The organism is Chryseobacterium angstadtii, from assembly GCF_001045465.1.
GTDB lineage: Bacteria > Bacteroidota > Bacteroidia > Flavobacteriales > Weeksellaceae > Chryseobacterium > Chryseobacterium angstadtii.
The window spans coordinates 164,384-185,524 of record NZ_LFND01000005.1 but is presented as its reverse complement, the minus strand read 5'-3'; the positions used below and the strand labels follow the sequence as shown (position 1 = coordinate 185,524).

Below are 21,141 nucleotides of genomic sequence, written 5' to 3'. Positions count from 1 at the left end.
GAAGTCTTTACATTGGATGCCCGGAATTTGCAATAAGCGCCGGAAACATCTGAAGTAAAGACTTTCTTCTTGTTATAAAGAACCCATTTTACATTTTCAATTTCGACAGACTTATTTTTCTACACCGTAATTTCTTCCTAAAAACTGGCTGTAGAAAATAATTCCCCGGTAAAGGAAGAATAGCGAAACTTCAATCTCAATAGAAAATAAGCATCGATTCGGCATTTTTAAATGTTAAAACAAAGTAATAACAAAACATAATATTCAAATAACACTTCTTTCGATAATACATCTTTAAATAAAGACCTTAAAATAAAATTAAAAATCAAAATATTAACAAATACTGGCATATAATTTGTTAATATTTTAGCAATATTTTAACGATTTTTAACAATTTAAACTTCCATTATCTTTATGAAAAATTTATTTGGGGAAAAGTCACAAAAAAAGGCTTTTCTTGGGATGACTGCATTGGTGAGTGCGGCTTCAATTATTTTCAACAGCTGTAACAGCAAAACTGACGTGAAAGAGTTTGAAAAAATAACTTCTCACGAACATCCCACCGTAGAAACGGTCCCCAAAATAAAAATAGATGATGAAAGTGTAGAAACCGATAAAAGAATTATCTACCTTACCTTCGATGACGGCCCTAATCAGGGAACGGAAAACCTTCTTAAAATCTTAAACAAAAGAAACGTTTGTGCTACTGCATTTCTGGTAGGAAAGCATGCCTATGGAAGCAAGAGACAAAAGGATGATCTTGATCTTTTAAGAAACAATCCTCTGATTGAGCTGGCTAATCACAGCTTTACACACGCCCATAACAAATACACTGATTTTTACAAAAATGCTGATGCCGTAGTTCACGATTTTGATATTGCGAAAGACAGCCTTAAACTTTATGATAAAATAGCAAGAACACCGGGAAGAAATATCTGGAGACTGAACAATATTGATGTTACCGATATCAAAAGTTCCGCAGAAGCTGCCAACGGACTTAAAAAAGCAGGCTACAAAGTAATCGGCTGGGATCTTGAATGGAGACCTTCCCAAAAAATGACTCTGAAAGGCAGCCATGAAGCTATGATTAAAAAAGTAGACAGCATATTTTTAAATGATCTGGAAAAAACATCAAGGCATCTGGTGTTCCTTACCCACGATCAATACCTCAGAGATGCGGATTCCATCAACGAACTTGATATGTTTATTGAGAAACTGCAGAAAAGCAACAAATTTGTGTTTAGAAAGATCTCGCAGTATCCGAAAATCAATGAGATTTTGAATTGATATAATAATGTAACAATCTAGTAATCTAACAGTGTAACAATTGGAATAAATTACACTGATGTTAAACTGACAACTAGCAACCAATAAATACAAACCAGCAATTGTCAACAACAATTTTACAGATTCATTAGTTTTTTGCTTTTAAAATTCAGAAATTTGCATTTATGAATCGTAAAGAAAATTACAACGCAATAAAAAATCAGCTTCCGGCGGGAGTACAACTGGTAGCAGTTTCTAAAACACATCCGGCAGAAGCTGTTCTGGAAGTATATCATTTTGGCCAGAAAATCTTTGGGGAAAATAAGGTTCAGGAACTTATGGAAAAGTACCCTGTCCTGCCCCAGGATATTCAATGGCATCTTATAGGGCATCTGCAGACGAATAAAGTAAAGTATATTGCTCCGTTTATAGATACAATCCAGAGTGTGGACTCAGAAAAACTTCTTTCAGAAATCAGCAAGGAAGCGGGCAAAAACAACAGAACCATAAAGGTACTTCTCCAGGTAAAAATCGCCGCTGAAGAAAGTAAATTCGGGCTTGAAATAGCTGAAGCAAAAGCTTTGTTCAAAGACTATGTGGATGGAAAATTTTCAAACATTCACATCACGGGACTGATGGGAATGGCAACATTTACGGACGATAAAGAACAGGTAAAAGAAGAATTCTTACTGTTAAAAGGACTTTTTGATGAATTGAATCAATTAAAAACATTAGAAACCTTATCTATGGGAATGAGTGATGATTTCCCGGCTGCCATTGAATGCGGTGCCAATTCCGTAAGGGTGGGATCTGCTATTTTCGGCAGAAGAGACTATTCAAAATAGTATATTTAGGTATAGTTTTTGCTAATAATTGAATCAAAAAATCTAAATTTGCAACTATGCAAAAAATCCTTATTGTAGAAGACGAAAAAGCAATCTCGGGAGTATTACACAGTATTCTTTCTGATGAACTTACCGATTACGAATTTGTTATCGCTGAAGATGGCCTGGAAGGCTACAAACAGATAGAAAAAGAAGATTTCGCATTGGTGATCTCCGATATCAAGATGCCTAAACTTTCAGGAACCGAACTTTTGAAACAAAGTATGGTCTTAAAACCTGAAAGCACATTCATCATGATCTCAGGTCACGCGGATATAGACTCTGCTGTTTCCTGCCTGAAGGAAGGTGCATACGACTTTATTTCCAAACCTATCGATATCAACAGGCTGATTACAAGCGTAAAAAATGCTTTGGCTAAAGAAAGTCTGAAAAAGGAAAATAAAAACCTTCAAACTGAAAATAAAACCTTAAAAAGAAAGGTTAACAAAAAATATCAGATGATCGGAGATTCTCCTGCATTGAAAAAAATCCAGGATATGATCGAAAAGGTAGCTGCTTCTGACGCCCGAGTTCTGATTACAGGACCAAACGGTGCAGGAAAAGAATTGGTAGCACATGCCATCCACAATCAAAGTGAACGTGCCAGAGGCCCGATGGTTGAAGTCAACTGTGCGGCTATTCCTTCCGAGCTTATTGAATCTGAACTTTTCGGACATGTAAAAGGTTCTTTTACCGGTGCTATCAAAGACAAGCAGGGGAAATTTGAACAGGCCAACGGTGGTACCATCTTTTTGGATGAAATTGGAGATATGAGTCTTATTGCCCAGGCTAAAGTATTGAGAGCATTGCAGGAAAGCAAAGTTTCTCCGGTAGGAAGCGACAAAGAAATAAAAGTTGATGTAAGGGTAATTGCAGCAACGAATAAAAACATGCAGAAGGAGATTGAAGAAGGTAAGTTCAGGGAAGATCTTTATCACAGGCTTTCTGTGATTGAAATTTATGTTCCCCCATTGGATGACAGAAAAGATGACATCAGATTATTAGTGGAGCATTTTTCCGGTATGATTGCCGATGAGCATGGTACTGCCGTGAAAAAGTTTGATGATAAAGCTATTGATGCCCTTAAAGTTCTTTCATGGACCGGAAATATCAGAGAACTTAGAAATGTTGTGGAAAGATTAATTATTCTTGGCGGAAATACTGTTTCCGAAGAGGATGTTGCCAGTTTTGTAAGGAAATAATGTAATTAAACATTAAATATATTATAAAATTTGCAGTAGCCTTACTGCAAATTTTTTTTTTGCCCGATTTTAAGAATTAAACTATATATGAATCATAAACTATTATGAACTTTTTAAACAAAAACTATACGAAAGAATGCCTGACTCTGGCTCTTCCTGTAATGCTTACGCAGGTGGGGCAGGTCTCGGTGAATTTGTTCGACAATATTATTGTCGGAAAACTTTTAGGTGCAGACGCGCTGGCATCAGTTTCATTGGGAAATGCTGTGTTTTTCTCGGTATTTGTACTGGCGCTGGGATTTTCGTTTGCCATACCGCCTCTGGTTTCGGAGGCTCATTCCAAGCAGGATCATGGAACAATTAATTCTGTTTTCAGCCACGGATTTGTCATCAATATGTCTGTGGGAATCATTTTAATGGGAGTTCTACTTTTAGGAATGCCTCTGCTCTATCACTCGGGGCAGCCTGCCAAAATTATCCCTAATACAGTGGATTTCCTCGGTATTATGGCGATCAGCATGATTCCGTTTATGGCATTTCAGACTCTTCGTGAAGTTTCCGAAGGTCTTTCTTACACCATAGGCGTTACCAAAGCAACAATTATTGCCAACATCATTAATATTGTTCTGAACTATGTTTTCATCAAAGGGCTATGGATTTTCCCTGAAATGGGCGTAAAAGGCTCAGCCTTAGCAACATTGATCTCGAGAATTTTCATGGTAGTATTCCTTTATGTGGTATTGGTAAAAGAGAAAAAGACAAGACGATATATTAAAGATTTTTCATTAAAAATCCAGGTTTTCTCCAGAAGTATGTTTGATAAAATGGTGAAATTGGGTCTGCCAACGGCTTTACAGATGTTCTTTGAAGTAACTGCTTTTGCAGGGGCTGCATTTATCTGTGGTTTAATTTCAGCGCACGATATTGCTTCTCACCAGATTGCATTGAGTATGGCTTCATTTACCTTCAACCTGTGTGTAGGATTCAGTGTGGCTTCTACGGTAATGATCGGAAGAAAATTGGGTGAGCAGAATTTTGTTGAACTGCGAAAAGTAGGAATCAATAACCTTAAAATTGCCTTTATTTTCATGTGTATCTGCGGTCTGGTCTTCATTCTGGGCAGAAACATACTTCCGACTTTCTTTACTAAAAAAGAGGAAGTGGAAGTAATTACGCTGGCTTCCAAATTAATGGTTATTGCCGCATTATTCCAGCTATCGGATGGAATTCAGGTTACCGCTTTAGGAATGCTGAGAGGGCTTCAGGATGTGAAAATTCCCTCCATTTATACTTTCATTGCTTACTGGATCATTACAATTCCACTGGGTTATTTTCTGTGTGTTACTCTGAAAATGGGTGCATTCGGAATGTGGATTGCTTTAGGACTGGGACTTACCGTTTCTGCGGTTTTCCTGGTGAAACGATTTTTAAATATGTCTGCGAAGAGAATTAAGCAGAATTAGGAGGATGGAAGCTACTATTGGACATTTATATTTCTGATGGTTTGGTTAAATTAATCAACAATTAAAATAAAAATATAATTGTTCCTAAGGCTGAACCACTTGCGTCTTCGAACTTCAGACATTTCGATTTTTTTTAAAAGAATAGCTGAAAAACCAGCGCGGAGTCTTCGACTCCGCGCTGGTTTGTTTATTATATTTCACTATTTTTGGCCCATTATTAAACAGAGTCAATAGAATCATGAAAAAAATTATATTCCTGCTTGCCTTATATGCAGGATCATTTTATCAAGCGCAAACCAATAGATTTACTTATGAACTTCAGTACAGAAAAGATGCTTCTGAAGATTACAGACGGAATCTTATGAATCTCGACATCAGCCCAAAATCAGTAAAATTCTATGATCAAACGTTTGCAGAATATGATTCCATCAATAAAAACGCAAACAGATCTGTTTCAAGATACAGTACCAAAACAGACCAGGTAATCGAAAGAGCTCCCAATTCGTCTAAAAACAAATGGTACAGAGATTTTTTCGACTATTTTGTAGTGAATACCAATGACGAAATGAACTGGAAACTGCTTCAGGAAACACAACAATATAACGGCTATAAACTTCAAAAAGCCACTACCGATTTCGGAGGCAGAACATGGAATGCCTGGTTTTGTAATGAAGTGAATATTAAAGAAGGTCCTTACAAATTCAGAGGACTTCCGGGTCTGATCTTTATTCTGGAAGACACCGATAAAAATTTTATCTATAAGCTGATCAGCAATAAAAAGCTAAGCACCGAATACGATACCAAAGATTTTGTCGAAACTCACTATGGAAAGTCTGCCATTCCTATTTCCAACGAGAAATTCAATAAGTATATCGAGGACATTTACGAAAATCCCACGAGGATGATGGCGGAAGGTATAAAAAATGGCCAGAAAACCTCTTTCAAGAACGAAAGTATAGAAACGATTGAAGAGCTTAATAAAAAGAAATCCATGCTTCAGAACGGTATAAAAAGTCGCTACATTTATATTGAAAAAGATAAAGAACCTGCTTTTAAAAGTAAGTAACTTCTTTAAAAATGGATTTAAGTATAGAAGAATTACGAAGACATGCTCTCTTCGATCCTACATTTAGAAGATTAGAAATCATTATTGAAGGCTTAAATAAAGCAATAATATATTTCAGAGGAAATGAATTAGCAATAGATTGGTGGGGCTCATTGGATGATAAAAAGGAATATGAGTCCATATACAAGCTTGCAATTTTAGCCATTGAAGACTATTTAAGATTGACAATAAGGGATTTTTTTGACATTCATGAAGAAAAAGATTATTTACCTTTTTATGAGTCTGAACCCAATATTAATCTCATTTTTCTTTTAGCTGATTATATAAAATCAACTACAAAAGCATCCAACGAATCACTCAGCAAATTTGATCTAAGTATAAATGACTATCCTATTTATCATGGTATTGTAATCCTGAATAAAGATAAAGATTTAAATGAAATTCTCAAAAATCTGAAGGAGTATAGAGCTAAACTTATCGATTTAAAATATCCGGAATAGATTAAAAGAATTTGATCCATTCCTTACGAATTTCGCGAAGTCTCCAACTTCGCGAAATTCATTTTAAATTATCCTTGTCAAGGTTTAAAACCTTGACAAGGATAACAGCAGCTTCTAACTTCTCTCTACCCACATCATTTTTATTGCTCAAGTCTAAGAAGACATTATAAGTTAAAGCAAGTTAAAGGATAATTCCTCCATACGCCAGATAAGAAAGCTTTGCTCCTTCTACAAATTCTTTAAAACCTGTATTTTCATCTGCATTTTCATTTTGAAGTTCAAAATAATATTCATTGGGATTCACCTTACCTCTAAGAAGATATTCAATACTATCTTTTTCAGCATTTTTATTTTGAGGAAAACTCCAAAATTTAAATCTCTTGGTTTGAGGATTTGGATTCAATAAGAGTAATTCATCCATATCCGTTATTTTTAAAACCGGATTTCCATTAATTCTTACAGGGTCTAATAATCCGTTTGCAAAAATCAATTTAAATCTTTCATCTAAATATTTTGAAAACTCAATAACTTTAACAATATCAATAACAATCCTATCTTTTTCCACCTTGATCTGAGATCTTGAATATTGGGGATATTCCTGTTTACGGTACTCAGTTTCAAAATGTTCCTTTGCCGGGTGATATTTCCCACTATTGATATTTTCTGTTTGGGCATTTCCTTTAGCCACAAACATTACAATGGATAAAATCGCAAATAATTCTTTCATTGTATCAACCTATCCTACCCTTTTTCCTAAAATCGTCAAGCTCCTTTCCACCTCATCCAGAACGGCCACATCGGGAAACATTCCCCATACTTCAAATCCGAAATGCCTGAAGAGTTTCAAACTCGCTTCATTATGAGAAAAGATAAATCCGAGAAGCGTTTTTATTCCTAAACCGGGTGCGCGGTCAATACAATACTCCATCACTTTTTTACCAAAGCCTTTTCCTCTGCAGGATTCGTCCAGATAAATACTCATTTCAACGGTTCCGTTGTATGCGGGCCTTCCATAAAATGAAGAAAAGCTTACCCATCCTACTGTTTCATGATCATTTTCAATAATCCAAAGCGGTCTTGTTTCAGGATTGTGCTCCTCAAACCATTCTTTTCTGCTTTCTACAGACACATTTTCGGTATCTGCGGTCACCATCCTGGACGGAATGGTAGAATTGTAGATCTCCACTATTTTTTCTAAATCTTTCAGGTCAGCATCCCTGAATTGCAGGTCATTCATTTTGTAGTTTCCGATTTTATATCTGTGCAAAAATACGGAGGATAATGTTTTTATGAGTAGAAATCCGGTCAATAATTGCAATTAATTGAGGATGGGAACTGGAAGAGGGAGAATGGAAGCTGCTATTTATTTTTTAGGAAGCTATGTCAAGGTTTTGAACCTTGACATGGCTATTACTCGAAATTGTAACGGTAAAAAAGAGTCTAGTTATTTTTTCATAGGAACCCATACCAACCGTCTTTTAGCACTCAATAACTTCCTTCTTCTATCTTCCGGCTTCCCAACGTTCTCTATCTTCCCAAATTCTTCAGCGTCCTGTTCAGGCTTCTCACCGTAATTCCCAGGTAAGCCGCTATATCTTCTTTTGACATTTCAATTTTCTCCTGTTTCTGGAGTTCAAGAAGTTGGGCTAAAGTGTGTTCTGCCGCATACAGCTGTTGGTATGATGCTCTTTTGGAAGTATTCACAATCCGTTCAGCAAAAACATCCAGCAGGAGATTATTCAGCGAAAGATCATTTTTTATTAAAGATTTAAAATAAGGTATAGCGACACTATAAACGGTTACATCCGTTACTGCTTCTATACTGCACAGACAGGAAATATTCCGGATGAGCTCTATCTCCCCGATGATCTCCCCTTTTCCCAAAAATTCAACGATAAATTCTTTACCATTTTCCTCAACGAAAAAACATTTGGTAATTCCTTCTTTAATCAACATTATTTTTGAAGGTTTTTCATTTTGTGTAAATATCCTTTTCCCTTTAGAAAAGAACCTTACCATGATATCTTCTTCATGCTCCTTCTTTTGGTAAAGATCTTCTAAATAGCTTAAAAACAAATGATTGGTCCTTAACATATCTTATCCGGGACAAATGTCCTTTTCTGATTGAATTTTTATACTGAATTTTGTCAGGAGAAAATTACAAAAAGTAAAATGAATAATCACATAACCACCATCGCATTTGATGCAGACGACACCCTTTGGATCAATGAACCTTATTTTCAGGAAGCAGAAAAAGAATTCTGTGTGCTGCTCGAAAATTATTTGCCACAGCATTCCGTGTCTCAGGAATTATTTAAAACCGAAATGCAGAATCTTCACCTCTATGGTTATGGTGTAAAAGGTTTCATGCTTTGTATGATCGAAACGGTGAGCAGGGTTTCGGGCGGCACAGCCTCTATGCAGTTAATCAACAGAACGATTGAGATTGGTCAGGAATTACTGCAGAAGCCGATAGAATTATTGGATGGAGTTACTGATACATTAGAAGCTTTAAAAGGGAAATACAGGCTGGTTGTCGCTACAAAAGGCGATCTGCTGGATCAGGAAAGAAAACTCAAAAATTCAGGATTGCAGGACTATTTCCATCATATTGAAATTATGAGTGACAAGAAGGAAAGCGATTATCAAAAGCTGTTGAAACACCTGGACTGTAAACCTGAACACTTTATGATGCTTGGAAATTCCATCAAATCAGATGTTTTGCCAGTTCTGGAAATCGGAGGTTTTGCCGCACATATTCCTTATCATGTAACCTGGAGTCATGAACAGCATGAACATCATCTGGAGCATAATCATTTTATGGAACTGAAAAGTATTGATGAAGTGTTGAAATATTTGTAAAAAACCGTTCAAATTGAACGGTTTTTTACTTTATGCTCTCGTATAGATTTTGCAATTCAATATTATGTTTCCATCCTTCAGAATTATACATTGAAATAATAATCTTTTTTTCAAATTCATCTAATGTTCCGGAACTCCCATTTACAATTGCTCCTTCCCATGGTCTAATATTTTCCGGAATCACATAATCAATTCTATATTCAGCATACGAATTGAGTTGGTATGCGTTAATAATTACATAATAATCTGAATTTTCATGATTGTCGCTAAATAAAAGCAAGGATGCATGAGAAGTTAATCCATACAAAACAGTTTCCTGAAACATTGTATTGACGGATTTCAGAACTTCCAGCATAGGTGTTCCAAAGTCTGCGATTTGATCATCAGGTTTTGGAATAAGCTCTTTATAAAACTGCTCTAATGTTTTCTTATTTTGCTCAAAACGTCTAACTATTGGCATAGTAAAATTGTAAGTTTATTTTTCAATCAAATTATTTACTGCAAAACTCCAGATATTTCTTTATCTCTTCAGAATTATACTTTTTCTCGAAGTAAGCTAGTTTATCATGATATTCAGGATGTTTTTTTCTATGTAGTAATAACATCCTGTAATAAGCTCTACCAAACTCTGTGGTGAAGATGGGTTATTAAGAACCATTTGATCAAACTTTATTAAAACTGAATCAATTTCTTCTACCTTCCATTTTGATTCCACAATGCTAAATAGCTCAATGAAATTTACGAGCTCATGTTCGGTTTTAATACTGGCTTTATGTTTCCTATAAACCTCTGTCATTTTTATATTATCCTTTTCCCAGAAGATCATCCTGTAAAGCTCATCTGCTAAATGTGACTTAGATCCTACACAGCCTTGAATAATACTAATGGAATCATTATTCTTGATATAATCATCAAACAGTTGATCCAATATTTTAAGCTTTCTACTGAAAACAGCATATGAAGCATAAGCTTTTGCTACAGAATTTCCCTTAAAAGCAATATACTCCACTTCTTTGTCAGAGGCCTTTTTGTTGATCTCTTCAAACAGTTTATAGACTTTACTTTCAGACATGCCATATCCGATATGAGCAGATTCAACATTTTTACTTTTAGATAACTCACCATATAAATTCTCTATTTCAGAGGATAACTGTCCAAAACTTAAAGCAGGAATAAAAAATAAAATGTAGGATATTCTCATCATGGTTATTATTAAGGGAAATAAAAAAAGCCCGTTCATTGTTGGAACGGGCTTTCTCTTCAATTATTTTATTTCTTCAGGCACTTTTCAAGGAACTGATCCTGTTCCCATAAAAGGTGTAAGATGTTTTCTTTAGCCGCATAGCCGTGAGACTCCTTCGGAAGAAGAACCATTTTTACAGGCGCTCCCAAGTTTTTCAGGGCCTGGAAATATCTTTCCGTCTGTAAAGTGAAGGTTCCCGGATTATTGTCTGCATCACCATGAACCAATAGCAATGGTGTTTTCATTTTATCCGCATTCATGAACGGAGACATGGTGTTATAGATCTCCGGAATATCCCAATAGTTTCTCTGCTCGCTCTGGAATCCAAACGGAGTCAGAGTTCTGTTGTAGGCACCACTTCTTGCAATACCACACGCGAAAAGCTTGGAATGCGTCAAAAGGTTAGCCGTCATAAATGCACCGTAAGAATGCCCTCCTACCGCTACTTTTTTCTTATCGATATATCCTAACTGATCCACTGCATTAATAGCTGCTTCAGCATTGGCTACCAACTGCGGAATGAAAGTATCGTTCGGTTCTGTTTTTCCTTCTCCGATAATCGGGAATGCTGCATCATCAAGTACGGCATATCCTTTCGTTGTCCAGTATACAAAAGATCCGTAGTACGGGAATGTAAAATCATTCGGGTTTTGGGTATTCTGCCCTGCGGTATTTTTATCTTTATATTCTGTAGGATAAGCCCAGATCAATAGAGGAAGTTTTTCCGTTTTCGCTTTTCTGTCGTAATTGGCAGGCAGATAAAGCGTTCCGGTCAAAGTAACTCCATCATTTCTTTTGTAGGTGATTACCTCTTTGTATACATCTTTGATGCTTTCAAAAGGGTTTGCGAAAGTAGTTACCGCTTCAGCCTTATTAGATTTAATGTTCTTTTTAAAGTAATTAGGATACAGGCTTGGAGACTGCTGTGTCGTTAAAATTTCACCTTTTGAAGCATTCAGAATGTCAATAATCTCTTCTTTACCGTTCTTCACGTTGGAAGTGTACAGCCTTTTCTTCTTGAGCGACTTCACATCCATTTCATCAATAAAAGGATGCTGTCCGTCTTTGGTAAATCCGTCACCTATAAGATACGTTTTCCCTCCTTTCATATCAATAACGAATCTTCCGTACTGGTTTTTTGCGGTATTGAAATTTCCCGGATCACTGTAAACATCCTGATAATTTCTGTCATCAAATATTTTTGATTCCCCGCTATTAAGATCTACCAAATAGGATTTAGTATTTCTCGTGTCATACCAGCCTTCAGAAACAACCGCATAATGATCGTTGGTCCAGCTTACTCCTTCATATCTCTGTTTTGTTTTAAAGAATGATTTTGGAGCAGAGCTGAAAGGAGCTTCCCATGTAAATACCTCATCTCTGTAATCTACAGATTTAGACTGATCTCCTCCATCCAGAGCTTCAACATACGATAAAGTAGCCGGCATATCGCTTCTCCATCCCATACTTCTTTTTCCGGTTCTTACGGAAGAGAAACCTTTTGGCATGATCTCATTCAAAGGAACTTCATTCACTACTTTTACAGCATTTCCTTTGGCGTCATACACTGTTGTGGTAGATGGGAATCTGTTTAAAGGTACGATATAGGAAAACGGTTTTTTGATAACAGTCGCCATCAGATAGTTTCCATCCGGAGAAAAACTCAGTCCGGAATACATGTCCTGATCTTTTATTTTTTTAAGATTTCCTGCCAGATCTACATTGTATACATCAGAAGCGGTAAGAACTTCAAAATTCTTTTCATCCTGAGGATTTTTTAAAAGATCCTGATACGTTCTGTTCTGCGAAACCTTACCGTCTGCTGTAGACACAATAGGCCCTGTAGGAAGGTCTTTGCTGGCATCTATCAGAGCTGGTCTGTTTTGGGGAAGAGTGCGGATCAGAAAGCTTTGTGAATCGTTATACCAGGTGTAAGGGCTTCCCAAATTGGCATTCAGATTATCTGCTGTAATTTTTTTGGCCGAAGCCGTTTCCATATCTACTACCCAAAGCTCTACGCCTTTGCTTGTTGTATTGGTAAATGCAAGTTTCTTTTCATCAGGTGAAAATGACAAATAGGTAATTTTAGCATTCGCAGGAAGGTTCTTTACCTGAATTTCATTTTTATCATTGATTTTTCTGATCTTCAGATTATTGGAATAGGTAGCACTGCTTGAAATATTGGTTACCGGATTGATTCTTAATCCTGCCAGTTTCATTTCCTGCTGATTAAGATCTTCCAGTGTTTTATACGTTGGACGGTAAGTGAATACTACCCAGTCTTTTTTACTGTTCATCAAAACACTCGGAGGTCTTTCATAATCTGCAAGCTTCAGAATTTCCGCAGAAGGTTTTTGATACGTAATATTCTCCTGTGCCTCATAGAAATTGAGAAATGCCAAAAGGCAAATAGTCAGTTTAATCTTCATATAAATTCATTTTCCACGAATTTAGTCATTTTTAAGATATAACTGAACTTATAAATTTTATCCCACATTGTTGTGATATAATTAAATAATATTATATTAGTTCGGTCAAATAAACAAAATATTTATATTATGAGAAATTTAAAAAAATTATCTAAAAGAGATTTGAAAACTATTAACGGAGGAGGTGCTCCTGTATGCGGAACAGGTTACAAACCGTGTATTATAGGAATAGATGCGAACGACTCTCCAAAATGGTCGTGCATTCCTTCAAACCTTCCTTGCAAACCTTTATAAAAGCAAAAAAGAGGCTATTTCCTTTTGAAACAGCCTCTTGTATTTTATCGTATTCAGATCCGGTTACCAGTCTGAAGCTCTCTTTCTTTTCTCTATCATATGATCTACTGAAGCTTTTCCGGCACCAAATGCCATCAGAAGAAGATACACGGACAGATAAATAAGACTCAGTTCTCTTTTCTCAAATGGATCTGCTCCATGAACCAGGAAAGCAGCCATAGCCATCGTGAAGATCAGAAATCCTAAAGAAATTCTTGTAAAAAGCCCTAATATAAGCAGTATTGAACAGACAAATTCAGCAACAACCGTAAGAATAAGGGTCACTAAAGGACCTAATCCTATAAAATCGTAAAATTCTATTTTACCCCCTTCCAACAGCATCTGAAGCTTCGGAAAACCGTGAGAAAGCATAGCAAAGCCTACAAACACTCTCACAACGAGTAAAATAATATCTTTAGGTACTGAGCTGGAATTTGACTTGAGATAGTTCATTTACTGAAAATTTAGACTAAAGGTAATAAAAATCTTTTAATAGAACGGAATTACAAGCATTTTTAGTTTATCTGTACCCGAAATTTTTCAAATCCCTGTCGTTTTTACGCCAGTCTTTTTTCACTTTTACAAACAGGTTCAAATGAATTTTTTTGGAAAAGAATTTTTCAAGATCCAATCTGGCTTCTGTTCCTACTTTCTTGATAGCCTCTCCTTTATGTCCGATGATAATTCCTTTTTGGGTATCTCTTTCCACATAAATAATAGAATCTATGAAAATAATTCCTTCTTTTTCTTTAAACTGTTCCGTAACTACTTCTACAGAATAAGGAATTTCTTTTTCATAATTCAAAAGGATTTTTTCGCGGATTGCTTCGTTTACAAAGAATCTTTCCGGCTTATCTGTATACTGCTCTTTATCATAGTATGGCGGATTTTCCGGTAAAAGAGATCTTAATTTCGGCAAAATAATGTCTGTATTGAAGGCATTCAAAGCGGAAATAGGAAGAATCTCTGCTTTCGGGATTCTGTTGTGCCATTCTTCCACCAGTTTTTCAAGCCCTTCCTGATTGGTCTGGTCTACTTTATTCAGTAACAGCAATACCGGAACCGGGATCTTATTAAGTTTATCAATTAAAAATTCTGAAGGCTCGGCTTTATCGGTAACGTCTACAATGAATAGAAATACATCAGCATCCTGTAAAGAATCCTTTACAAAATCCATCATTTTTTCCTGAAGACCGTATTTGGCATCCAATACTCCCGGAGTATCAGAAAATACTATCTGCAGGTCTTCTTCATTATAAATTCCAAAAATTCTGTGGCGGGTTGTCTGGGCCTTTTGAGTTACAATCGCCAGCTTCTCTCCCATTAACTGATTTAATAGGGTAGATTTTCCGGCGTTAGGCTTTCCGACTATGTTTACAAATCCTGCTTTGTGCATAAAAATAATATTACAAAATGCAAAGTTAGTAAAACAAAACTGGTCTCCACGGTTTAAGTCAACTTTTAGAAAAGAAAAAAGTGTAATCTGCTTAAAAAACGGACCAATTCTGTTGATCCCAGTAAGTCCCTCTTTTATTATTTCATTAATTTGGAAATTAATCCGGATACAGTTGTATTGGATCTCTTAAAACCTATACTTTTACATTATTATTACCTTATGGATATAGACCAGATTCTCGACCGTATTTATGTGCTTCCTGAAGCTTCCAAAGCCTCATTAAAAAAGCATATTACAGAAGTATCACATCCTAAATATTTCTGTCTTATGGAAGCGGATAAGATTATTCCTCATATCTATTTTATAAGGAAAGGCATTGTACGCGCCTACGCTTCTACAGCTGAAAACGATATCACTTTCTGGTTCGGAAGTGAAGGTGAGACCGCAATTTCCATGAAAAGCTACGTGGAAGACAAACCCGGCTATGAAAGTATAGAGCTCCTTGAAGACTGTGACCTGTATGTTCTGGAAACGGAAAGCCTGAGAAAACTGTTCAACGAAGATATTCACATTGCCAACTGGGGAAGGAAATTTGCAGAAAGGGAACTTGTAAAAACAGAAGAACTGATTATTTCCAGGCAATTCAAAACGTCTCTGGAACGCTATAAAGATCTGATGACCTATAAACCGGATCTTCTTAAAAGAGTTCAGCTGGGGCATATTGCGTCTTATCTTGGAATTACTCAGGTGAGTCTGAGCAGGATCCGGGCGGAGATTAAATGAGGTTTCGGGTGCGGGATACGAATTGCTGGTTGCGAGTTGCAAGGTTGACAACCAGAAACTCGCAACCAGCAAGCCGAATCTCGGAGAAAATTCACTTTATTTTTTAACAAATGTAAAATTTTTTCTGCCCGCAAATCCGGAAATTTGCTGAAGAGAAAATCAAAAGAAATGAATTGGATTATTTTAATCATTGCCGGAATATTTGAAGTAGCCTTTGCCTCCTGTTTAGGAAAAGCCAAAGAAACATCCGGATCTGAAATGTACTATTGGTATGCCGGATTTCTGGTAACCATGACCATCAGTATGCTATTGCTGATTAAAGCGACACAAACACTTCCCATAGGAACTGCTTATGCGGTATGGACAGGAATCGGAGCTGTAGGAACTGCTCTGATGGGAATTTTCTTTTTTAAAGACCCTGTAAGTTTCTGGAGAATATTCTTCATTGTAACCCTTATTGGTTCAGTGGTAGGACTGAAATCTGTTTCTCACTAAAATTAAAAGCAACTTCTATCTATATTAAATAAGCCCGTTTTCAAATCAGAAAATGGGCTTATTGTTTGAAAATTGATCAACGTTTTATATTCAGAATAAAAACAAAACCGCCTCCAAAATGATGAAGGCGGTTTATTTATTTTTTGAAAACGATGGGTAAAATCTCATTTTGTCTTAACCCGTATTTTCTAATTTCTTCTTCTGAAAAGTTCTGAGAATAAAAGTTGGGCTCTGTTTCGAAGCCGGCTTTTCTCAGACGGTCAAAATAATCCATTCCGTACCAGCGGACGTGGTCATACTGCCCGAAATGTTTCTGACGTTCTTTTGGATCTTTAATAGAAAAATCTTCATAGGTCTTCTCCAGAGAATTTCTCATCGGAACCTGGAAAATCCCCCAGCCTCCTGGCCTCATGACTCTGTACAATTCACTGATAGCTTTTGCATCATCTTCTATATGTTCCAGCACATGGTTGCAGAAAACAATATCAAAACTTTCATCAGGAAAAGGTAAATCCAGAATATCCGCTTTCACATCTACAATGGGAGAAAAAAGATCCGCGGAGATATAGTTCAGATTTTTCATCATCTTGAACTTCCTTAGAAATTCCTGTTCGGGAGCTATATGCAGGACTTTGTGATTTTTAATAAAAAAATCGGTCTCATTCTGCAAATACAGCCACATCTGGCGGTGTCTTTCCAGACTCAGTGTTCCGGGAGACAATGCATTTTCACGCTGTTTTCCATAACCATAAGGAAGGAATTTCCGGTAGGATTTCCCATCAATAGGATCATAGAACTCATCTCCTTTGAAAAGCTGATAGATAAGAGGTCTCGCCCAGATACTCATTTTAATAAGCATGGGACGAGGTATTTTATTCAATAAAAGTTTAGTTACTTTTTTCATTAAAAATCCAATTGGAATGGCTTTTCTTCATCGCTCACGATACCTAATGCTTCGTAAACATATTTGAATGTAGAAAGCAGTACCGGCTTACCATTAACCACAGCTACATCATGTTCAAAATGAGCAGAAGGCAGATTGTCCAGAGTGGTTACCGTCCAGCCGTCATTATGAAATTTCACTTTTTCCGTACCCAGGTTTACCATTGGCTCTATAGCGATCGCAAGACCGTCTTTGATTACTTTTCCGCTTCCCTGTTTTCCATAATTAGGTACCTGTGGATCTTCGTGCATTTTTCTTCCAAGACCGTGCCCTACCAATTCTTTCACAACACCATAACCTTCTTTTTCACAGTGGCTCTGGATGGCATAGGAAATATCTCCTATCCTTTTTCCTCTTACACATTGTGCAATCCCTTTATAAAGCGATTCTTTCGTTACCTGTAATAGTTTTTTCACTTCAGGTTTTACTTCCCCGATTTCAAAGGTGTAGGCATGATCTCCTACGAAACCGTTCAGGATAACCCCGCAGTCTACAGAAAGTACATCTCCTTCCTGGATAATATCGTTGTTGGGAAAACCATGAACCACCTGATCATTCGGAGAAATACATAAAGAATTCGGGAAGCCGCCATATCCTAAGAAAGCAGGTTCAGCCCCATGATCTTTAATAAAATCGTGAGCCAGCTTATCCAGGTATAAAGTGTTTATTCCCGGTTTTATTTCTTTTGCCAGCATCCCCAGTGTTTTTGAAACCAGGTGTGCACTCTCCTTCATCAGGCGAAGTTCCTCTATTGTTTTTAATTGAATCATTTTTTTTAGATGTTAGATATTAGATGTCAGAAGTTAGATTACAACTTAATGTATATTTTAAAGTACGATTAAATGATAACCTTCCCAACATCTATGGTTTTCTGATCAAGTTTTAAATAAAGAAGCAGCATTAAAAAACTAATTTGTAATCTCTAGCTTCTAGCCTCTATTTTAAATTTTTACCAGAAAAGTCCTTTTTTCTTTTCTTTTTTGAGTTTTGAATAAGCCAGCACTTCTTTTCCTTCCACACGGAATTCTATTCTTTCCTGGATAATATTGTAGATTTCTCCCCAGCCCGGAAATCCTCCTAAATTTCTGTCGTCTATGAACCAGTCTGCATCCAGTTTTCTGGATTGATTTTCAGAATCGAAAACTTCTCCATCAAAGCTGGAATTTACGGCATAGAATTCAATCCCGTTTTCTCTGCAGAATTCTACTGCTTCATCAAGGGTTTTTCCGTGTCTGTATGTCCAAAGAATCAATCTGTATCCTTCTGCCTGAAGTCTTTTTAAGGTTTCGAAAGCAAAAATTTTCGCTTTTCCAATTGCCGGATATGCATCGTCCACAATAGTTCCATCAAAATCGACAGCAATTTTTTTATTATTTAACATTTTGTTTATTTTAGCTTTGCAAAGATAAGAAATAAAAAGAGTGCCGAAAACGATGGCACTCTTAAGTTTTTATAATTTAATGATTATCTGAAACTAGCTTTTCACCCAGCTGAACTGGAACTGAAGATCCGGAGTAGCAACCCTGTCTGTAATCTTCTGTAGTCTTGCAGGAAGCTTCATCAGATATTCCTGAGCTTTCTCAGCTTTTTCAGTCAATCCTTTTACATGTTCAATCTTCCATTCGTCCAGAAGGTCAGATAATATATTGATATAATCGTTTCCGGTGTATACCATACATCTCTGTGCCGCATCTGAGAAATGTCCCCAAAGTTCTCCTGCTTTCTGCCCGGACTGTCTCATCAGGTGTGCAGGCATCACGATTTTTTTACGCATCATGTCTTCAAAAGCAAGGATCATTTCAGACGGATCTATTTCAAGGATCTTGGCAACGAAATGTTTGTAAGCTTTAGCGTGTCTGGCTTCATCGGCAGCAATTACTCCGCACATCTTCGCCAGTTTTCCGTTTCCGGACTGTTTAGCCAAAGTTCCTACTCTACGGTGAGATATATTGGTAGCTGTTTCCTGGAAGCTTGTATAAACGAAGTTTCTGTATGGGTCCATACTTGTTCCCAAATCGAAACCATCATTAATAAGATACTGAGTGGTAATTTCCACTTCTCTCATATTCACACGTCCGCACAGATAAAGGTATTTGTTCAAAAGATCTCCGTGTCTGTTTTCCTCAGCAGTCCATGCTCTTACCCAGTTGGCCCAGCCTACTTTTTCTTCCTGATTGATGCCTTCAACTCCCATCAACCAGGACTCATAAGAAGGTAATGCTTCTTCGGTGATACAGTCTCCGATCAGGGTTACAAAAAGGTCATAAGGCATTTCGCGGGCAAAAGTCTGGATTTCTTCCAGGTCATATTTAAAATCTGAGCTTGACGGATCCGGAAGGTAATCGGAGGGCTGCCAAATTTTTTCAATTGGCGTTAAAAATTTATCCAGAAAAGAACTCACTTCCTTTTCCAATATTCCCATTACTTCTTTTCTGACAAGCTTTTGATACATTTTACTATATGGATTTTAATTTGCAAAGATATGATTTATTTATTATTTGTCGCATAATAACATATGCAACCCATACGATGACTGATATAAATCATACAAAAATGCCGCCATCTATATCACAACGACATTTTTGTGACATTATTATTGAATTTTTAGCTCACTAAGATATCTCCTGTCATTACTTCCGGAATTTCCGCTCCCATTACTTTTAAAATAGTAGGAGCCACATCGCCCAGTTTTCCTGGTTTTAAATTCCATGTATGGTCTTTATCCATTACAATAAACGGAACAAGGTTGGTGGAATGCTGAGTATTAGGCGTACCATCCGGATTGATCATTACATCTGAATTTCCGTGATCTGCGAGAATAAATACGGCATATCCGTTCTCATAAGCTGTAGTAGCCACTTTTTCAATGCATTGATCTACTGTTTCTGCGGCTTTTACTGCGGCTTCAAAAACTCCGGTATGCCCTACCATATCTGTATTGGCGAAATTCAGGCAGACAAAATCAGCCGTTCCGTTCTCTAGTTCCGGAAGTATTGCATTGGTAATTTCGTAGGCAGACATTTCAGGCTTCAGGTCATAAGTCGGAACATCTTTCGGGCTCGGGCATAAAAGTCTTCTTTCTCCAACAAATTCTTCCTCTCTTCCTCCGGAGAAGAAAAATGTTACGTGAGGGTATTTTTCCGTTTCAGCAATTCTTATCTGCGTTTTGCCATTTCTTTCAAGGATTTCTCCCATCGTTTCCTTCAAAACTTCTTCATCAAATACAACCTGTACATTATGATATGTTTTGTCGTAATTGGTTAATGTGATATAATGAAGGTTCAGTTTATGCATAAAGAAATCAGGAAAATCCTTCTGTGTAAGAACTTCTGTAATTTCACGACCTCTGTCTGTACGGAAATTGAAGCAAATCACCACATCTCCATCTATTATTTTAGCTACCGGAACAATGTTTCCTGTTGCCGTAGTATTAACGAGAATAATAGGTTTTAAAAATTCATCTGTTACATTATTGTCATAAGAAGACTTAATGGCAGCCAAAGCATCTGTAGTCTGAAGCCCGACACCTTCTACCATCGCATCATACGCCAATTTTACACGTTCCCATCTTTTATCACGGTCCATAGCGTAGTATCTTCCGGTAACGGTAGCCAGCTTACCTACTGTAGTGGCCATATGCTCCTGAAGCTCTTCAATAAATCCAAGCCCTGAATGCGGATCACAGTCTCTTCCGTCTGTAAATGCGTGCACGAAAACATTTTCATACAGTCCGAATTCACTTGCAGCAGTTAATAAACCTTTTAAGTGGTTGATATGTGAATGAACTCCTCCATTGGAAACCAGCCCGATGAAGTGGAGTTTTTTATTTTCTTTTTTAGCATATTCAAAGGCATCCTGAATGATCTGCTGTTGTCCCAAAGTTCCGTTTTCAACAGCCATATTCAGCTTTACAAGATTTTGGTATACCACTCTTCCGGCACCTAAATTCATATGTCCCACTTCGGAATTCCCCATCTGTCCTGCGGGAAGTCCTACTGCCAGGCCGCTGGCTTCAAGTGTGGTATGTGGAAATTTTTGATAACAGCTGTCTATAAATGGAGTGTTGGCTTTGTCTAATGCAGAAACCTCCGGATTGGTTCCCAGTCCCCATCCGTCAAGGATTGCTAATATTGCTTTTTTTGACATTTTGTATAACTTTTTGTTACACAAATTTACCTAATTTCCGATGAACGGAAGAATTTGAAGTCCTTAAATTTATGGATGATGATCAGGAAACCCGACAGATCATTAGTGAACCATACAATTCTCTTCTGCT

Annotated in this window: 23 protein-coding genes; 10 read left to right on the top strand and 13 right to left on the bottom strand. The window is 36.9% G+C overall.

The window, feature by feature from the left end; translation table 11 throughout:
- Nucleotides 1-414: 414 nt before the first annotated feature.
- From ACM46_RS15775 to ACM46_RS15750, 6 genes are all read left to right on the top strand, one after another.
- Nucleotides 415-1,287 carry a polysaccharide deacetylase family protein gene (locus tag ACM46_RS15775; RefSeq protein ID WP_048507645.1) on the top strand — a complete coding sequence of 291 codons (873 nt, stop codon included), beginning with the start codon at nucleotides 415-417 and terminating at the stop codon, nucleotides 1,285-1,287.
- Between the two features lie 164 nt (nucleotides 1,288-1,451).
- A complete protein-coding gene (locus ACM46_RS15770; RefSeq protein ID WP_048507644.1) occupies nucleotides 1,452-2,111 on the top strand; it encodes a YggS family pyridoxal phosphate-dependent enzyme in 660 nt (219 codons plus the stop codon).
- Between the two features lie 56 nt (nucleotides 2,112-2,167).
- Nucleotides 2,168-3,352 carry a sigma-54-dependent transcriptional regulator gene (locus ACM46_RS15765; protein ID WP_048507643.1) on the top strand — a complete coding sequence of 395 codons (1,185 nt, stop codon included), beginning with the start codon at nucleotides 2,168-2,170 and terminating at the stop codon, nucleotides 3,350-3,352.
- A gap of 104 nt (nucleotides 3,353-3,456) precedes the next feature.
- Nucleotides 3,457-4,815 (top strand): MATE family efflux transporter, encoded by a 1,359-nt coding sequence (locus ACM46_RS15760; RefSeq protein ID WP_048507642.1) that lies wholly within the window; start codon nucleotides 3,457-3,459, stop codon nucleotides 4,813-4,815.
- 238 nt (nucleotides 4,816-5,053) lie between these two features.
- Nucleotides 5,054-5,881 (top strand): GLPGLI family protein, encoded by an 828-nt coding sequence (locus tag ACM46_RS15755; RefSeq protein WP_048507641.1) that lies wholly within the window; start codon nucleotides 5,054-5,056, stop codon nucleotides 5,879-5,881.
- Between the two features lie 11 nt (nucleotides 5,882-5,892).
- Complete coding sequence (locus ACM46_RS15750; RefSeq protein WP_048507640.1) at nucleotides 5,893-6,381, top strand: hypothetical protein; 489 nt, start codon at nucleotides 5,893-5,895, stop codon at nucleotides 6,379-6,381.
- Between the two features lie 181 nt (nucleotides 6,382-6,562).
- Here ACM46_RS15750 and ACM46_RS15745 read toward each other — a convergent pair whose 3' ends face one another.
- The 3 genes from ACM46_RS15745 to ACM46_RS15735 all read right to left on the bottom strand — a co-directional run bounded on the left by ACM46_RS15745 (nucleotide 6,563) and on the right by ACM46_RS15735 (nucleotide 8,475).
- A complete protein-coding gene (locus tag ACM46_RS15745) occupies nucleotides 6,563-7,108 on the bottom strand; it encodes a hypothetical protein (protein ID WP_048507639.1) in 546 nt (181 codons plus the stop codon).
- Between the two features lie 9 nt (nucleotides 7,109-7,117).
- Nucleotides 7,118-7,618 carry a GNAT family N-acetyltransferase gene (locus ACM46_RS15740; protein ID WP_048507638.1) on the bottom strand — a complete coding sequence of 167 codons (501 nt, stop codon included), beginning with the start codon at nucleotides 7,616-7,618 and terminating at the stop codon, nucleotides 7,118-7,120.
- 290 nt (nucleotides 7,619-7,908) lie between these two features.
- Nucleotides 7,909-8,475 carry a Crp/Fnr family transcriptional regulator gene (locus ACM46_RS15735; protein WP_048507637.1) on the bottom strand — a complete coding sequence of 189 codons (567 nt, stop codon included), beginning with the start codon at nucleotides 8,473-8,475 and terminating at the stop codon, nucleotides 7,909-7,911.
- Between the two features lie 78 nt (nucleotides 8,476-8,553).
- On the opposite strand from ACM46_RS15735, the gene ACM46_RS15730 reads away from it, so the two are divergent.
- The gene (locus ACM46_RS15730; RefSeq protein ID WP_048507636.1) at nucleotides 8,554-9,243 is read left to right on the top strand and encodes an HAD family hydrolase; all 690 of its coding nucleotides are present in this window, start codon (nucleotides 8,554-8,556) and stop codon (nucleotides 9,241-9,243) included.
- Nucleotides 9,244-9,268: 25 nt separating this feature from the next.
- Here the strand turns inward: ACM46_RS15730 and ACM46_RS15725 are convergent, their stop codons facing one another.
- From ACM46_RS15725 to ACM46_RS15715, 3 genes are all read right to left on the bottom strand, one after another.
- A complete protein-coding gene (locus ACM46_RS15725) occupies nucleotides 9,269-9,703 on the bottom strand; it encodes a hypothetical protein (protein ID WP_048507635.1) in 435 nt (144 codons plus the stop codon).
- Between the two features lie 96 nt (nucleotides 9,704-9,799).
- On the bottom strand, nucleotides 9,800-10,507 hold the full coding sequence (locus ACM46_RS15720) for a hypothetical protein (protein ID WP_131707612.1): 708 nt from the start codon (nucleotides 10,505-10,507) through the stop codon (nucleotides 9,800-9,802).
- 5 nt (nucleotides 10,508-10,512) lie between these two features.
- A complete protein-coding gene (locus ACM46_RS15715; RefSeq protein WP_048507633.1) occupies nucleotides 10,513-12,915 on the bottom strand; it encodes an alpha/beta hydrolase family protein in 2,403 nt (800 codons plus the stop codon).
- A 129-nt stretch (nucleotides 12,916-13,044) separates the two neighbouring features.
- Between ACM46_RS15715 and ACM46_RS23405 the strand changes: the two genes are divergently transcribed.
- A complete protein-coding gene (locus tag ACM46_RS23405) occupies nucleotides 13,045-13,209 on the top strand; it encodes a bacteriocin-like protein (RefSeq protein WP_157859459.1) in 165 nt (54 codons plus the stop codon).
- Nucleotides 13,210-13,272: 63 nt separating this feature from the next.
- Here the strand turns inward: ACM46_RS23405 and ACM46_RS15710 are convergent, their stop codons facing one another.
- Nucleotides 13,273-13,701 (bottom strand): DoxX family protein, encoded by a 429-nt coding sequence (locus tag ACM46_RS15710; RefSeq protein ID WP_048507632.1) that lies wholly within the window; start codon nucleotides 13,699-13,701, stop codon nucleotides 13,273-13,275.
- Between the two features lie 67 nt (nucleotides 13,702-13,768).
- Nucleotides 13,769-14,644: a GTPase Era gene (gene era / locus ACM46_RS15705; RefSeq protein ID WP_034727661.1), complete on the bottom strand. Its 876-nt coding sequence runs from the start codon at nucleotides 14,642-14,644 to the stop codon at nucleotides 13,769-13,771.
- A 219-nt stretch (nucleotides 14,645-14,863) separates the two neighbouring features.
- Between era and ACM46_RS15700 the strand changes: the two genes are divergently transcribed.
- Together ACM46_RS15700 and ACM46_RS15695 are read left to right on the top strand one after the other, a co-directional pair.
- Entirely contained in the window at nucleotides 14,864-15,427 is a 564-nt protein-coding gene (locus ACM46_RS15700) for a Crp/Fnr family transcriptional regulator (protein WP_048507631.1), read from the top strand.
- Between the two features lie 168 nt (nucleotides 15,428-15,595).
- A complete protein-coding gene (locus ACM46_RS15695) occupies nucleotides 15,596-15,922 on the top strand; it encodes a DMT family transporter (protein WP_048507630.1) in 327 nt (108 codons plus the stop codon).
- Nucleotides 15,923-16,058: 136 nt separating this feature from the next.
- Here the strand turns inward: ACM46_RS15695 and ACM46_RS15690 are convergent, their stop codons facing one another.
- From ACM46_RS15690 to gpmI, 5 genes are all read right to left on the bottom strand, one after another.
- Nucleotides 16,059-16,826 (bottom strand): class I SAM-dependent methyltransferase, encoded by a 768-nt coding sequence (locus ACM46_RS15690; protein ID WP_048507629.1) that lies wholly within the window; start codon nucleotides 16,824-16,826, stop codon nucleotides 16,059-16,061.
- Complete coding sequence (gene map / locus ACM46_RS15685) at nucleotides 16,826-17,635, bottom strand: type I methionyl aminopeptidase (protein ID WP_048507628.1); 810 nt, start codon at nucleotides 17,633-17,635, stop codon at nucleotides 16,826-16,828. The genes ACM46_RS15690 and map overlap by 1 nt, the downstream gene beginning before the upstream one ends.
- Before the next feature lie 179 nt (nucleotides 17,636-17,814).
- On the bottom strand, nucleotides 17,815-18,246 hold the full coding sequence (locus tag ACM46_RS15680) for a BT0820 family HAD-type phosphatase (RefSeq protein WP_048507627.1): 432 nt from the start codon (nucleotides 18,244-18,246) through the stop codon (nucleotides 17,815-17,817).
- Nucleotides 18,247-18,339: 93 nt separating this feature from the next.
- Nucleotides 18,340-19,317: an acyl-ACP desaturase gene (locus tag ACM46_RS15675; RefSeq protein WP_048507626.1), complete on the bottom strand. Its 978-nt coding sequence runs from the start codon at nucleotides 19,315-19,317 to the stop codon at nucleotides 18,340-18,342.
- A 152-nt stretch (nucleotides 19,318-19,469) separates the two neighbouring features.
- Entirely contained in the window at nucleotides 19,470-21,011 is a 1,542-nt protein-coding gene (gene gpmI, locus ACM46_RS15670) for a 2,3-bisphosphoglycerate-independent phosphoglycerate mutase (protein ID WP_048507625.1), read from the bottom strand.
- Between the last annotated feature and the right edge of the window lie 130 nt (nucleotides 21,012-21,141).

What these genes read in the sequence shown, in the direction of transcription:
- ACM46_RS15775 (WP_048507645.1), top strand. Translation starts at nt 415, where the DNA reads ATGAAAAATTTATTTGGGGAAAAGTCACAAAAAAAGGCTTTTCTTGGG.
- ACM46_RS15735 (WP_048507637.1), bottom strand. Translation starts at nt 8,475, where the DNA reads ATGTTAAGGACCAATCATTTGTTTTTAAGCTATTTAGAAGATCTTTAC.
- ACM46_RS15750 (WP_048507640.1), top strand. Translation starts at nt 5,893, where the DNA reads ATGGATTTAAGTATAGAAGAATTACGAAGACATGCTCTCTTCGATCCT.
- ACM46_RS15755 (WP_048507641.1), top strand. Translation starts at nt 5,054, where the DNA reads ATGAAAAAAATTATATTCCTGCTTGCCTTATATGCAGGATCATTTTAT.
- ACM46_RS15675 (WP_048507626.1), bottom strand. Translation starts at nt 19,317, where the DNA reads ATGTATCAAAAGCTTGTCAGAAAAGAAGTAATGGGAATATTGGAAAAG.
- gpmI (WP_048507625.1), bottom strand. Translation starts at nt 21,011, where the DNA reads ATGTCAAAAAAAGCAATATTAGCAATCCTTGACGGATGGGGACTGGGA.
- ACM46_RS15760 (WP_048507642.1), top strand. Translation starts at nt 3,457, where the DNA reads ATGAACTTTTTAAACAAAAACTATACGAAAGAATGCCTGACTCTGGCT.
- era (WP_034727661.1), bottom strand. Translation starts at nt 14,644, where the DNA reads ATGCACAAAGCAGGATTTGTAAACATAGTCGGAAAGCCTAACGCCGGA.
- ACM46_RS23405 (WP_157859459.1), top strand. Translation starts at nt 13,045, where the DNA reads ATGAGAAATTTAAAAAAATTATCTAAAAGAGATTTGAAAACTATTAAC.
- ACM46_RS15745 (WP_048507639.1), bottom strand. Translation starts at nt 7,108, where the DNA reads ATGAAAGAATTATTTGCGATTTTATCCATTGTAATGTTTGTGGCTAAA.
- ACM46_RS15690 (WP_048507629.1), bottom strand. Translation starts at nt 16,826, where the DNA reads ATGAAAAAAGTAACTAAACTTTTATTGAATAAAATACCTCGTCCCATG.
- ACM46_RS15700 (WP_048507631.1), top strand. Translation starts at nt 14,864, where the DNA reads ATGGATATAGACCAGATTCTCGACCGTATTTATGTGCTTCCTGAAGCT.
- ACM46_RS15715 (WP_048507633.1), bottom strand. Translation starts at nt 12,915, where the DNA reads ATGAAGATTAAACTGACTATTTGCCTTTTGGCATTTCTCAATTTCTAT.
- ACM46_RS15765 (WP_048507643.1), top strand. Translation starts at nt 2,168, where the DNA reads ATGCAAAAAATCCTTATTGTAGAAGACGAAAAAGCAATCTCGGGAGTA.
- map (WP_048507628.1), bottom strand. Translation starts at nt 17,635, where the DNA reads ATGATTCAATTAAAAACAATAGAGGAACTTCGCCTGATGAAGGAGAGT.
- ACM46_RS15730 (WP_048507636.1), top strand. Translation starts at nt 8,554, where the DNA reads ATGAATAATCACATAACCACCATCGCATTTGATGCAGACGACACCCTT.
- ACM46_RS15710 (WP_048507632.1), bottom strand. Translation starts at nt 13,701, where the DNA reads ATGAACTATCTCAAGTCAAATTCCAGCTCAGTACCTAAAGATATTATT.
- ACM46_RS15770 (WP_048507644.1), top strand. Translation starts at nt 1,452, where the DNA reads ATGAATCGTAAAGAAAATTACAACGCAATAAAAAATCAGCTTCCGGCG.
- ACM46_RS15740 (WP_048507638.1), bottom strand. Translation starts at nt 7,618, where the DNA reads ATGAATGACCTGCAATTCAGGGATGCTGACCTGAAAGATTTAGAAAAA.
- ACM46_RS15695 (WP_048507630.1), top strand. Translation starts at nt 15,596, where the DNA reads ATGAATTGGATTATTTTAATCATTGCCGGAATATTTGAAGTAGCCTTT.
- ACM46_RS15725 (WP_048507635.1), bottom strand. Translation starts at nt 9,703, where the DNA reads ATGCCAATAGTTAGACGTTTTGAGCAAAATAAGAAAACATTAGAGCAG.
- ACM46_RS15680 (WP_048507627.1), bottom strand. Translation starts at nt 18,246, where the DNA reads ATGTTAAATAATAAAAAAATTGCTGTCGATTTTGATGGAACTATTGTG.